This is a genomic window from Actinomadura sp. 9N407 (genome assembly GCF_044326315.1).
Classification (GTDB): domain Bacteria; phylum Actinomycetota; class Actinomycetes; order Streptosporangiales; family Streptosporangiaceae; genus Spirillospora.
Genome location: NZ_JBIRAW010000029.1, coordinates 50,635 through 63,282, shown reverse-complemented (window position 1 = coordinate 63,282; position 12,648 = coordinate 50,635). Strand labels below are relative to the sequence as shown.

At 70.1% G+C, this 12,648-nt stretch carries 10 protein-coding genes; 8 read left to right on the top strand and 2 right to left on the bottom strand.

The genetic code is table 11. From position 1 onward, the window contains the following. Positions 1-66 precede the first annotated feature (66 nt). The gene (locus ACH34Q_RS34745) at positions 67-1,146 is read left to right on the top strand and encodes a DUF4192 domain-containing protein (protein WP_395987386.1); all 1,080 of its coding nucleotides are present in this window, start codon (positions 67-69) and stop codon (positions 1,144-1,146) included. Positions 1,147-1,549: 403 nt separating this feature from the next. On the opposite strand, the gene ACH34Q_RS34740 is transcribed toward ACH34Q_RS34745, so the two are convergent. Beyond that, complete coding sequence (locus ACH34Q_RS34740) at positions 1,550-2,461, bottom strand: NADP-dependent oxidoreductase (protein WP_395987385.1); 912 nt, start codon at positions 2,459-2,461, stop codon at positions 1,550-1,552. A 161-nt stretch (positions 2,462-2,622) separates the two neighbouring features. Next, on the bottom strand, positions 2,623-2,994 hold the full coding sequence (locus ACH34Q_RS34735) for a hypothetical protein (protein WP_395987384.1): 372 nt from the start codon (positions 2,992-2,994) through the stop codon (positions 2,623-2,625). Positions 2,995-3,272: 278 nt separating this feature from the next. Here ACH34Q_RS34735 and ACH34Q_RS34730 point away from each other — a divergent pair, with 278 nt between their 5' ends. The 7 genes from ACH34Q_RS34730 (at position 3,273) to ACH34Q_RS34700 (ending at position 12,644) form a co-directional block, all read left to right on the top strand. Next, a complete protein-coding gene (locus ACH34Q_RS34730) occupies positions 3,273-4,214 on the top strand; it encodes a polysaccharide deacetylase family protein (RefSeq protein WP_395987383.1) in 942 nt (313 codons plus the stop codon). A gap of 185 nt (positions 4,215-4,399) precedes the next feature. Further along, a complete protein-coding gene (locus ACH34Q_RS34725; protein ID WP_395987382.1) occupies positions 4,400-4,915 on the top strand; it encodes a DUF1707 and DUF4870 domain-containing protein in 516 nt (171 codons plus the stop codon). A gap of 253 nt (positions 4,916-5,168) precedes the next feature. Continuing rightward, positions 5,169-6,536, top strand: coding sequence for an FAD-binding oxidoreductase (locus ACH34Q_RS34720; protein ID WP_395987381.1), 1,368 nt, complete (start codon positions 5,169-5,171; stop codon positions 6,534-6,536). 117 nt (positions 6,537-6,653) lie between these two features. After that, entirely contained in the window at positions 6,654-7,919 is a 1,266-nt protein-coding gene (locus ACH34Q_RS34715; RefSeq protein ID WP_395987380.1) for a class I SAM-dependent methyltransferase, read from the top strand. A gap of 154 nt (positions 7,920-8,073) precedes the next feature. After that, on the top strand, positions 8,074-9,039 hold the full coding sequence (locus tag ACH34Q_RS34710; protein WP_395987379.1) for an alpha/beta fold hydrolase: 966 nt from the start codon (positions 8,074-8,076) through the stop codon (positions 9,037-9,039). A 142-nt stretch (positions 9,040-9,181) separates the two neighbouring features. Continuing rightward, entirely contained in the window at positions 9,182-10,429 is a 1,248-nt protein-coding gene (locus ACH34Q_RS34705) for a cytochrome P450 (RefSeq protein WP_395987378.1), read from the top strand. A gap of 268 nt (positions 10,430-10,697) precedes the next feature. Beyond that, positions 10,698-12,644, top strand: a complete 1,947-nt coding sequence (locus tag ACH34Q_RS34700) for a glycosyltransferase (protein ID WP_395987377.1) — start codon at positions 10,698-10,700, stop codon at positions 12,642-12,644. Positions 12,645-12,648: the final 4 nt, after the last annotated feature.

Genomic DNA, 12,648 nt, shown 5'->3' with positions numbered 1-12,648 from the left:
GACGACTTATCCACAGTTCGAGTGCCCCCTTTCGAGAGGATGCCGCCGGCCGCGACAGTCGATGGCATGACGGAAACCACCGGCCGGACGCCTCTGGTGATCCGGTCCATCCCCGATGCCATCGCCGCCGTTCCGTACCTGCTCGGCTTCCACCCCACCGACAGCATCGTGGTCATCGGCTTCGGCGGCCCGCACAACACGTGCGCCGTGCGCGCGGACTTACCGCCGCCGGACGATCCGGGCCGCTTCGGGCAGACGGCCGAGAACCTCGTCGGCATGCTCGTCAACGGCGAGTTCCCCCAGGCACTCCTCCTCGGCTACGGTCCTCCGATCCGGGTGGACCGTACCGTCGCCGCCATCCGCGACGCGACGCTCACGACCGGCCTCGGCATCGTCGACGCCGCCCGCGTGGCCGACGGCCGCTGGTGGTCCCTGACCTGTGCCGAACCCGAGTGCTGCCCGCCCGGCGGCAAGCCGTACGACATCTCCACCAGCGTCGTCGCGGCCCAGGCCACCCTGGCCGGCCAGGTCGCGCTGGCCGACCGCTCCGAGCTTGCCGACTCGGTCGCCCCGCTCGCCGGCGCCACCCGTACCGCCATGCGCCGGGCCACCAGGGACGCCGAGCAGCGCTTCAGGAGCCTGACCCTCCTCGAGGTGACCCGCCCCCGCCTCGAAGCCCGCCTGCGAACCGAGGCGGAAGGACTCCTGCTCCTCCTCCGCCGTCCCGGCGCCCGCCCCGACCACGACCAGATCGCCTGGCTCGGCCTCCTGCTGACCAACCTGCGGGTCCGCGACGAGGCCTTCGTACGCCTTGATCTGGACGACCCGTCCGCCGACATCGACTTCTGGCGCACGATCCTCCGCCACGTCGAAGAGCCGTACAGTTGCGCCCCCGCCTGCCTGCTGGCCCGCGCCGCGTATGCCGCAGGCGACGGCGGCCTGGCCAACGTCGCCCTGGAACGAGCGTCTCCCGACTACTCGATGGCCGACCTCCTCCGCGCCGTCATAGCCGCAGGCATCCCACCGACCGAGCCAGGCCTGCGCATGACCCCAGAAGACCTCACCACCGCCTACGCAGAACACGACGCAGACCCCTGCCCCGACTCCCGCACCGGACAAGACGCAAAGGCCGACACAGACGCCTAGCCCAAGGCCAACACCTGTGCCGCATCTACACACGCCAACGGGAGCCGCCATCGAACGACCCGCGCGTACAGCCGGTCATGCAACGCGATGACCCTGACGCCGAAGCGGCATGTTGCTTCGTCATCCGCTTTTCGTGTGCCGAGGGACTTCTGAGCCAGGTGTCCGCAGTCAGCTGGAAAGCCCAAGCTGTCCTTGAACCACCGGACGCGTTGGTGGCCGAAGGGCAATCGCTTTGCCTGGCAACACGACGGCCAGTTGCGGGCCGATCCCGGCCGGCCGCCCGCAGGCACCGGGCCGGCCGGGGCGGCCGGGGCGGAAGCTGCATGTCCCTCGTGCTGTTTCGGTGCTGCGGGCCGTCCAGAGGGCCGGTGGCGGGTGGGCAGGGTCAGTCCATGAGGAGGGGTCAGTCCATGAGCAAGACCACTTTGCCGCGGCCGTGGCCTGTCGCGACCTCGCGGTGGGCGTCGGCGGCGTGAGAGAGGGGGAACGCCTTTCGTACGTGGATGTGCAGCCGGCCCTCGTCGTAGAACCGGGCCGCTTCGGCGAGCCGTGCGGCCGATCGCTTGAACGGCGTGGTGCGGACTCCGAGTTCGGCCGCACGTTCGTGCTCGACGAGCGTGATGATGCGATCGCGGTCCTTGACCAGGTTGAGGGACACGGCGAGGGCGTCGCCGCCCGCGCCGTCGAGAGCGGCGTCGACGCCGTCGGGAGCGGCGGCGCGTACGCGGTCTTCCAGGCCTTCGCCGTAGGTGACCGGAATCGCGCCGATCGAGCGGAGGTAGTCGTGGTTGCCCTCGCTCGCCGTGCCGATCACGGTCGCTCCGGCGATGCGGGCGAGCTGGACGGCGACGGTGCCGACGCCTCCGGCTGCGGCGTGGATCAGGACGGTGTCGCCCGGGCGCACGGCCATCTCTTCCAGGGCGATGTGCGGTGTCATGACCGCGGCCGGGAAACCGCCCGCGACCTCCCACGGCATGCTCGCGGGCTTGGCCGTGACCTGGTCGGCGGGGACGACGGCGTACTCGGCGTACGCGGTGAGGCGCGTGTAGGCGAGCACCTCCGTTCCCGCCTCGACATGCTCGACGCCGTCGCCGACCTGGTCCACCACGCCCGCGAAGTCGTTCCCGGGGATGCGCGGGAAGCCTTCGGGGGTGCCGGGGGGCGACCAGCCCTCCCGGATCGCCAGGTCATAGGGCTGCACGCCGGCGGCCTTGATCCGGACCCGGACCTCGCCGGGACCCGCCTGCGGTGCGGGGACCTCCAACAGCCGCAGAACGTCGGGCCCGCCCGGGGTGGTGAATGCCGCTGCCTTCATCGTCGCTGCCTTCATTGCCGTTCCCTTCATCGTCGATCAAGGGGAACGCTAAGACCTCAGGTTTGCTTGAGGTCAAGGGGTGCGGCTCGTCCGGCGCCGAGATCACCTGGAGTGGCGGGCGGCGGCGGGGCAGGTGGTGCGGGTGGCCGGTTGTGGCCTGGTCAGGAGCGGACGGCCTCGCCGGGGGAGCCGGGGTCGATGCGGCGGTCGCGGTTGCGCTCGTTCCAGGCACGCATCCGGGGCGGGTAGCCGACGATCTGCACGTCGTAGACGGGCATGCCGAGGTCGTGGGCCACCTTTCCGATGACCTTGGGGGCGCCGACGCGGCGGCGGGTCCATTCGCCGTCGTGGGCGACGGCGACGGCGGTGGTGTCGGTGGCGAAGGTCTCGGGCTCGACGTAGAACTCCACACCCTGCCGGCTGCGCGCGAAGGCGATCAGCGCCTTGATGTCGTCGTCGGTGGCCTCACGGTCGAACCTGGTCACGCTGGTACCGCGGTTCTTGCGGAGTCCGAATCGGTCCCGGAACCTCATCGGGCCTGTCCCGTCGTTTGGTGCCGCTCCGGAACGACTCCGGAGACACTGGGCGCGTATGACGATAACGAGTGTTCGGCGGAGCGGGGTTCCCGATATCGCGGCAATTCACCGAGCCGCCGGGCGACGTGACCCCTAAACTTGCGGCTCGATCGAGCATGTGCCAGTGATCGAACATGTGCCAGAGATCGGACATGAGACCAGACACGGACATGTGCCACAGACGGACATGAGCCAGAGATCGGACATGTGCCAGTGCGCGAGGCCGAGGGAGCTGCATGACGGGGCGCGGGGCGCGCGTGGCGCGGCGGTGGGCGGCGATGGCGGCGGGTGCGGTCGTCTGCGGCTGGCTGAGCACGCTGACGCCCGCGACGAGCACCATGGCGGCGCGTACGGCCGAACGGCACGCGGCGAACACCGTGGCCGCGGGCAAGCCGGGGCCGGGCGCGGAGGTCAAGCCCACGTCCACGCCTGAACCCGAGCCGACGCCCAAGCCGCCGCCGGACTGCCGCAAGGTGAAGTGCGTCGCGCTGACCTTCGACGACGGGCCGATGGGCAGCACCGCCAGGCTGCTCGACATGCTGGCGGCCCACCAGGTGAAGGCGACGTTCTTCCTGGTCGGCCGCAACGTCGAGCAGTATCCGGAGCTCGTACGCCGGGAGGCGGCCGAGGGGCACGAGCTGGCCAATCACAGTTACTCGCACGCCGATCTGGGCCGGTCGTCCACCGCGAAGGTGACGTCCGAGCTCGAACGGACGCAGCGGGCGATCCGCCGTGCGGCCGGCGTGACGCCGGTGCTGATGCGCCCGCCGTACGGATCGACCGACAAGCAGGTCGCCGCGGTCACCAGGCGGCTGGAGTTGGCCCAGGTGCTGTGGACGCTGGATCCCCTCGACTGGCGGTTCCGCGACAGCGGGCGGGTCGAGCGCAAGGTCGTCGGCGGTACGCGGCAGGGCCATATCGTGCTGATGCACGACATCCACTCCACCACCGTCGACGCGGTGCCGCTGATCATCAAGCGGCTGGCGGAGAAGGGCTACGTGTTCGTGACGGTCTCCGAGCTTTACGGGAAGCCGCTCACGCCGGGCAAGAAGTACATCGAGCGCGAGCCGGAACCCCTGCAGAAGCAAGAGAATCCGGGACCCCAGCAGAACCAAGAGAAACCAGAGAAGCCCGATAAGCCCGATAAGCCCGAGGAGCCCGAGGAGCCCGAGGAGTAAGAGAAGCGAGAGAAACGGGATGAGCGGCCGGGGGGACCGCACCGGCGGCGGCTCTGAGGTGAACGGTGAGTCCGGCGTGGAACACGAGGGTGCCGCCGGTCGTCCCTGAGAGGGGGACGGATCTCAGGGCCCGTTGGGGGGTTTCCCTGATGGCGACCGCCCGCGCGCGGGGGGAGTATCGAGGCATGAACAGTGGATATGCGGCAGCGGACCTGAGGGTCTCGGACGCGGAACGCGAGCCCGTCATCGAACGGCTTCAGGAGGCGTACGCCGAGGGGCGCCTGGAGCACTCGGAGTTCGGGATGCGGATGCATCTGGCCATGACGGCGAAGACGCGCGGGGACGTCGCGGCGGTGCTGCGGGATCTCGCGCCCGTCGCGGCGCTGCCGGGTGCCACGGCCGCGAACCCCACCGGTGAGGACCGGATGCTGGCCGCGCTCTCCCATGCGCTGGGCGTCCCGACGCTGTTCGTCGGGCCGCTGGTGATGATGCTGCTGAGCGGGAAGCGCTCGGAGTACGTGCGGCGGCACGCGGCCGAGGCCCTGAACTTCCAGTTGACGCTGCTGCTGGTGACCATCGTGACGTTCGGCCTCGGGGGCATCGTGTACGCGGTCAGCTGGGCCGTGGCGGCGGTCGCGGCGGTCGTCGGGCTCACCGGCGGGCCGTTCCGCTACCCGTGGATCCTGCGCCTGGTGAAGTGACCCCGGGATGGGGCCGGTGTGGCACGGCCGGTGCCTCGCGGCAGGTGTAGCACGGCAGGTGTGGCACGGCCGGTGCCTCGCGGCAGGTGTCGCGCGGGTGGTTCGCGGGAAGCTGTTAGGGGGCGCGGGTGGGCGGGTGAGGCCGAGCAGATTGGATAGGTTTATTCCCTTACGTCCTTGTGATCACCCTCTCGCCCGAATTATGTGGACCATGCATGCGATCCCCGATTTACTTGGGCGCGGGAGGGGTGAGATGACGGAGCTTCTGGTCAAGGATGATCATGAGCGGGCCGTTCGGGCACTGCGGAGGTCGTACGAGGCGATCCCCCAGGGGGCACCGGTACGGCTGGCCAAGCGGACCTCGAACCTGTTCCGCTGGCGGGACCCTTCGGACGCGCCCGGGCTGGACGTGACCGGCTTCGACCGCGTGCTGCACGTGGACGCCGAGGCCCGTACCGCCGAGGTCCAGGGCATGATCACCTACGAGGACCTGGTCGACGCCACGCTGCCGCACGGGCTGATGCCGACGGTGGTGCCGCAGCTGAAGACGATCACGCTCGGCGGCGCGGTCACGGGACTGGGCATCGAGTCCACGTCGTTCAGATTCGGGCTGCCGCACGAGGCGGTCCTGGAGATGGACGTGCTCACCGGGGACGGCGAGATCGTCACCGCGAGCCGCGACAACGAGCACCGGGACCTGTTCTACGGGTTCCCCAACTCCTACGGGACGCTCGGATACGCGGTGCGGCTGAAGATCGAGCTGGTACCGGTGAAGCCGTACGTGCGGCTGCGGCACCTGCGGTTCGACGACGCCGGGACGCTGACCGAGACGATGGCCCGGATCACCGAGTCGGGGGAGTACGAGGGCGCGCCCGTCGACTTCATGGACGGCACCGTGTTCGGCCCGCGCGAGCAGTACATCACGCTCGGTGTGTTCGACGACGAGGCGCCGTACACCTCGGACTACACCGGGCAGGAGATCTACTACCGCTCGATCCAGCGGCGGTCGACCGACTTCCTCACGGTGCGCGACTACATCTGGCGCTGGGACACCGACTGGTTCTGGTGCTCGGGCGCGTTCGGCGTCCAGAATCCGGTCGTACGGCGACTTTGGCCGGACAAGGCCAAGCGGTCGGACGTCTACCGCAAGCTCGTCGCGTACGACCGGCGCTACCAGTTCGTGGCGAGGGTCGACCGGTGGCGCGGGCAGCGCCCCAGGGAAGACGTCATCCAGGACATCGAGGTTCCGGTGGAGCGACTGCCGGAATTCCTGGAGTTCTTCCACGAGAAAGTGGGGATGAGCCCCATCTGGCTGTGCCCGCTGCGCGCGCGCGAGCGCTGGCCGCTGTACCCGCTCGAGCCGGGCCGCACCTACGTGAACGCCGGTTTCTGGGGAACGGTCCGGCTGCCACCGGGTCAGATCCCCGAATATCACAACCGGCTCATAGAACGTAGGGTCGCGGCCCTTGACGGGCACAAGTCTCTCTATTCGACTGCTTTTTACAGCCGTGACGAGTTCTGGCGGTACTACGACGGGGAGACCTACCGGCGGCTCAAGGAGTCGTACGACCCCGGCGAGAGGCTGCTGGACCTCTACGACAAGTGCGTGCGCGGGCGCTGAGCGTCCGCGGCTCGGGGGAGCCCTCGGCGGGGGCGCGCCACCGCGCGGTCCCGTCGAGGGCTGCGTGGTGACGCCATGCCCCCTGTCGCGGGGGGCGGAAAGACAGGAGGAATCATCATGACGCTGGCCAGGGTCTTCGAGGAACTCGTCGGACCTGAGGCGCCAGTGGAGTTCGCGGCGTACGACGGGTCACGGGCGGGGGTTCCGGGCGCCGGCATCAGGGTCGACGTGCGGTCGCCCTACGCGGTGTCCAACCTGGTGCACTCACCGGGCTCGTTGGGGCTGGCACGCGCGTACGTCAGTGGGCATCTCGACGTCGACGGTGACATCTACACCGCGCTATCCACGATGCAGCAGATGTTCGACGACGTGACTCCGGGCGACAAGATGCGGATGCTGGCGCACGTCGTACGGGATCCGCTGCTGCGCGCGGCCGTCAGCCGGCGGCTCGACCCGCCGCCGCAGGAGGCTCCCTTCAGCCGCGTTCCGGCGTGGCTGCGGCACTCCAAGCAGCGGGACGCCAAGGCGATCTCGCATCACTACGACGTCTCCAACACCTTTTACGAGTGGGTACTGGGCCCGTCCATGGCGTACACGTGCGCGTGCTACCCCGAGGAAGGGTCGACGCTCGAGGAGGCACAGGACTTCAAGCACGACCTGGTGGCCAGGAAGCTGGACCTCAGGCCGGGCATGCGGCTGCTGGACGTGGGCTGCGGCTGGGGCGGCATGGTGATGCACGCCGCCAAGGAGTACGGGGTGAAGGCGCTGGGCGTCACCCTCTCCAAGCAGCAGGCCGAGTGGGCGCAGAAGGCCATCGCCGACAGGGGGCTGTCGGCGCTGGCCGAGGTACGGCATCTGGACTACCGGGACGTGACGGAGTCGGGCTTCGACGCGGTGAGCTCCATCGGGCTCACCGAGCACATCGGCAAGGCCAACCTCCCCGCGTACTTCTCCTTCCTGCACGGGAAGCTGAAGCCGGGCGGGCGGCTGCTCAACCACACCATCACCCGGCCCGACAACCTCGCTCCGGCGATGCGGCCGGGCGGGTTCATCAACCGGTACGTGTTCCCCGACGGGGAGCTGGAGGGGCCGGGCTACATCCAGTCCCAGATGAACGACGCCGGGTTCGAGATCCGGCACCAGGAGAATCTGCGCGAGCACTACGCGCGGACGCTCGAGGCCTGGGGCCGCAACCTGGAGGAGCACTGGGACGAGGCCGTCGCCGAGGTGGGCGAGGGCACCAGCCGGGTGTGGCGGGTCTACATGGCCGGCTGCCGGCTGGGCTTCGACCTCAACTGGATCCAGCTCCACCAGACGCTCGGAGTGAAGCTGGACGAGAACGGCCGGTCGCACATGCCGCTGCGCCCGACCTGGGCCTCGTAAAGCCGAGCAGCAGGCAAGCCGAACGCGAGGGCCCCGCACCATCCGGTGCGGGGCCCTCGCCGTGTGCCAGCCGGCCACCCCGCCCGCACAGGCAACGAGACGTCCGCGTGGGGATAATGGCGGTTTTCGGGCGAGGGCGAGCGAGGAGCGACGCGTGGGCGAGAACCGAGGGAACGGGCAGGGGAACGGGCAGGGAAAAGAGCAGGGGAACGGGCAGGGGCACGAGCGGGGCATCGCGCGGGGGACGGTCGAGGCGAACGGGCTGGAGTTCGCGTACCTCGCGGCAGGGCCGGAGGACGGGCCGCTCGCGCTGTGCCTGCACGGTTTCCCTGACTCGGCGCACACCTGGCGGTACCTGCTGCCCGAACTCGCAGGGGCCGGGTACCGCGCGGTGGCGCCGTTCACCCGCGGGTACGCGCCGACCGGGATTCCGGCGGACGGCGCGTACCAGACCGGGGCCCTGGCAGCGGACGCGGTCGCCCTGCACAAGGCACTCGGCGCGGACTCGGACGCCGTGATCATCGGCCATGACTGGGGCGCGTTCGCGACGTACGGCGCGGCGGCCTTCGCGCCCGCGCTGTGGCGCAGGGCCGTCACGCTCGCGGTGCCGCCGATGAACGCGATGCTGAGCTCGTTCTTCACCTACGAGCAGCTCAAGCGGTCGTTCTACATCTTCCTGTTCCAGACGCCGCTGGCGGAGATGGCGCTGGACCGCTCCTTCGTGGACGGGCTGTGGCGCGACTGGTCGCCCGGGTACGCGGCGGACGCGCGCGCCGAGGACGTCGGCCACGTGATGGACTGCCTGGCCACCCCGGAGAACACGGCGGCGGCGATCGGCTACTACCGGGCCATGCTCGACGGGTCCCGGCACATCGACCGGTACGCCGCCGAGCAGGAGGCGGCGGCGGGGCAGGGGGAACGGCCCGTCCTGTACCTGCACGGCGCCGATGACGGCTGCCTGGGCGCGGACGCCGTACTGCCGGGCGGCGACAACGCCGCCGTTCTCGCACAGCTCCCGCCCGGCTCGCGCGCGGAGGTCGTCCCGGACGCGGGTCACTTCCTTCAGCTGGAGCGTCCCGCGGACGTCAACACCCGGATCATGGCCTGGCTGACCGAGTGACCGCCGGGGGCTCAGTGGGGCAAGATGGGCGGATAAGTGAGGTGCGTCACACGATCCGGCCATGCCTGCCCCTCGCCGCTTGACTCTGGCAGGGTACGTGTAAAACCGAATCCCATTCTAGCTGGCAGGCGGGTGAGGCAGGATGCTCAAGGTCGAGGACATCAACCTGACGGACTGGGGTTTCTGGCGGCGGCCGATCGAGTTCCGGCACGAGGCGTTCAAGGCCCTGCGCTGGGAGCCGGGTCTGGTGCTGTTCGAGGAACCCGACATCGTCATCGTCCCGCAGGGCCCCGGCTACTACGCGCTGACCCGGCACGCCGACGTCGTGGAGGCCTCCCGCCGGCCGCAGGACTTCTGCTCGGGCAAGGGCGCGATCAGCATCCCGGACATGCCCGGCGACATGCACGAGTTCTTCGGTTCGATGATCAGCATGGACGACCCGCGGCACGCCAAGATCCGGCGGATCGTCTCGCGCGCCTTCTCGCCCCGCATGATCCAGCGGTTCGAGGACCAGGTGGACGAGGTGGCCGAGCAGATCGTCGAGACCGTCGCGGCGGGCGGCGGCACCGGCGACTTCGTCGCGGACGTGGCGGCCCGGCTGCCGTTGAAGATCATCTGCGATCTGATGGGGATCGGGGAGGAGCACTACCCCACCGTCCTGGACGCCACCAACGTGATCCTGGCGGGCAACGACCCCGAGTTCGTGCCCGACAGCAACCCGGAGGCGCTCGCGCTGGGCCTGCTCACCGCCGGCCAGACGCTCAAGGACCTGGTCGAGGAGCTGGGCCGCAAGCGCCGCGCCGAACCGACCGGCGACCTCACCTCCGCGCTGGTGAACGCCAACATCGAGGGCGAGTCGCTGACCGACCAGGAGCTCGGCTCGTTCTTCATCCTGCTGGTCGTGGCCGGCAACGAGACCACCCGCAACGCGATCGCGCACGGGCTCGACCTGCTGACCCGCAACCCCGAGCAGCGGGCGCTGCTGGTGGCGGACTTCGAGGCGCGGATGCCCGGCACGGTCGAGGAGATCGTCCGGTACGTGTCGCCGGTCATCTGGATGCGCCGTACCGCCACCCGCGACACCACGCTGAACGACCACGAGATCAAGGAGGGCGACAAGCTCCTCCTGTACTACTGGTCCGCCAACCGCGACGAGGCCGTCTTCACCGACCCCGAGAAGTTCGACATCATGCGGGACCCCAACCCGCACGTCGGCTTCGGCGGCCCCGGCCCGCACTTCTGCCTGGGCGCCCACCTGGCCCGCCGCGAGGTCACCACGATGTTCCGGGCGCTGCTGCGCCGGCTCCCCGACATCCGCTCGAACGGTGAGCCCGACCGGCTGGAGTCCAACTTCATCAACGGGATCAAGCGCCTGCCCTACACGTTCTGACCCGCGCCGCGGGACCCGAGCCTTCCTGACCCACGACCCGCCATCCGGCCGGACTTCTTCACCCGGATGGACCCGACGCCCGGGTGGACACTTGATATCCGGATGAACAGCCGACGCCCGGATGAACGGCCACTGTCCGGATGAACGCTGTCCGGGTGAACACTGGATGGCGGCTCGTGGAGGGTGCCGGAACGGCGACCCCGGCCGGTCTAGCGTGGACCCCGCTGGAGCGTCGCCGTGACGCTGACCCTGGCGCCGGGGGTGCCCTGTGACCGTTCCCGACCCCGTTCCCGATGCCTCCGCCGACGCGACCGCCATCGCGCTCGCCGAGGCGCGGCGCGAGCGGGACGAGCGCGAGCGGCAGATCGCGCATCTCCGGCGGGCGCTGTCGGACGCGGCGCGCCGGATCGGCGACACCGACCGCGAACGGGCCGTCCAGGAGCACCGTGCCGGGCGCGCCGAGTGGCAGGCGGAGGCGATGCGGCGGCGGCGCTGGTGGCGCCTCGGCGGCGCCGTGACGGCGCTGCGCAAGCATCCGCTGGCGCCCGCCTCGTACGGGAAACTGCGTGCGGCGCTGCGCGTCCGGCCTGCCCCGCCCGCACCACCGGAGAGCCCGCGCCTGCCCCGGCATCCGGAGGTCCGGGTGGCCGACACCGAGCCGCTCGGCGACCTACCGGCGCTCGACTTCCCGGACGGACCGATCGGCCGTCCCGGCATCGCCGCGGCCGTCGTGGCGAGCCCGGTCATCGCGGCGGTGCTGCGGTACGAGTGGCGCCAGCTCGACGCGTTCGGCCCGGACGGGGACTGGCGCGAGGCCTTCGAGGCGGAACGGCCCGCTCTGCTCCTCGTCGAGTCCTCCACTGAGGACGAATGGCCGTTGGCGGAGATGGCCGAGTGGTGCCGCGAGCACGACGTGCCGACCGCGTACTGGGACACCGGCGCGGGCACGCAGGACCACGCCCGGCACTTCGACCACGTCTTCACAACCGACGCCTCGTGCGTGCGCGCGTACAGCGAAGCCCTCGGGCACGACCGAGTCCACGAATTGCCGTTCGCCGCACAGCCTCGCCTGCATAACCCGATGCGCGGCCCTGACCGAGGCCGCTATCCCCTCCTGTACGAAGGCGACTACGACACCGGTGCGGAAACGTTGCTCGGGCCCGCCCCCAGACTCGGCGCCCATTTCTACGGAACGGGCTTTCCCGCTCTCTATCGGCAACGGGTCGTCCCAGAACTTCCGTACGAGAAGGCCCTGACGGCACGCAAGCACTACCAGGTGCTCCTGGCGCCTCACCCGCGCCTTACCCACGAGGCCGCCGCAGCAGGGATACCTACCGTTCACCCGGAAGCGGTGGACGACGCCAAGGACGCGTCGCGTCTGCTCAGGGCTTTGCTATCTGGCCCGGAGATGCGTGACCGGCAGGCGCATCTCGCCTTGCGGCAGGTCCATGCCGAGCACACGTACCGGCATCGCGTAGGCACCGTTCTCGAAACGCTGCTCGGGACACCTCCGGACGACTCGCCGCCACTGGTGTCGCTGGTGCTGCCGACGTGCCGGGCCGAGCAGATCACACCGGCGATCGAACGCGTGGCCCGGCAGGTGTGGCGCCCGTTGCAGCTGGTCCTGGTCCTGCACGGACTCGCCCTCGACCCCACGCTCGTGGAGAAGCAGGCGCGCGACGCCGGAGTCGACGACGTCATCGTGCTCGACGCCGACCGTTCGCTGCCGCTCGGAGCCTGCCTCAACCTGGGCGTCGAGGCGGCCGACGGCGCTTACATCGGCAAGATGGACGACGACGAGCTGTACGGCCCGCATTACGTCTCCGACCTGCTGCCCGCCTTCTCCTACACCGATGCCTCAGTGGTCGGGAAGCTGGCGCACTACACGCACCTGGCGTCGATCGACGCGATGGTGCTGCGCCATCCCGGCCTGGAGCACCGCTACGTGAACGTCCTGCGCGGCGGGGCGCTGCTGGCCGAGGGCGACCTGCTCCGCGACTACCGGTTCGCGGAGGTGGGCAAGGGCGAGGACACCGACCTCTTCCGGCGGCTGCGCGCCGACGGGGTGCTGGTGTACGCGGCCGACCGCTACTCGTTCATCACCATCCGGCACGCCGACCCGCAGCGGCACACCTGGCGGCCGAGCGATCTGGAACTGCTCGCCGACGGCCAGGTGGTCCACTACGGGCTGGCCGAGGAACACGTCCTGTTCTGACCGG

What these genes read in the sequence shown, in the direction of transcription:
- ACH34Q_RS34745 (WP_395987386.1), top strand. Translation starts at nt 67, where the DNA reads ATGACGGAAACCACCGGCCGGACGCCTCTGGTGATCCGGTCCATCCCC.
- ACH34Q_RS34740 (WP_395987385.1), bottom strand. Translation starts at nt 2,461, where the DNA reads ATGAAGGCAGCGGCATTCACCACCCCGGGCGGGCCCGACGTTCTGCGG.
- ACH34Q_RS34735 (WP_395987384.1), bottom strand. Translation starts at nt 2,994, where the DNA reads ATGAGGTTCCGGGACCGATTCGGACTCCGCAAGAACCGCGGTACCAGC.
- ACH34Q_RS34730 (WP_395987383.1), top strand. Translation starts at nt 3,273, where the DNA reads ATGACGGGGCGCGGGGCGCGCGTGGCGCGGCGGTGGGCGGCGATGGCG.
- ACH34Q_RS34725 (WP_395987382.1), top strand. Translation starts at nt 4,400, where the DNA reads ATGAACAGTGGATATGCGGCAGCGGACCTGAGGGTCTCGGACGCGGAA.
- ACH34Q_RS34720 (WP_395987381.1), top strand. Translation starts at nt 5,169, where the DNA reads ATGACGGAGCTTCTGGTCAAGGATGATCATGAGCGGGCCGTTCGGGCA.
- ACH34Q_RS34715 (WP_395987380.1), top strand. Translation starts at nt 6,654, where the DNA reads ATGACGCTGGCCAGGGTCTTCGAGGAACTCGTCGGACCTGAGGCGCCA.
- ACH34Q_RS34705 (WP_395987378.1), top strand. Translation starts at nt 9,182, where the DNA reads ATGCTCAAGGTCGAGGACATCAACCTGACGGACTGGGGTTTCTGGCGG.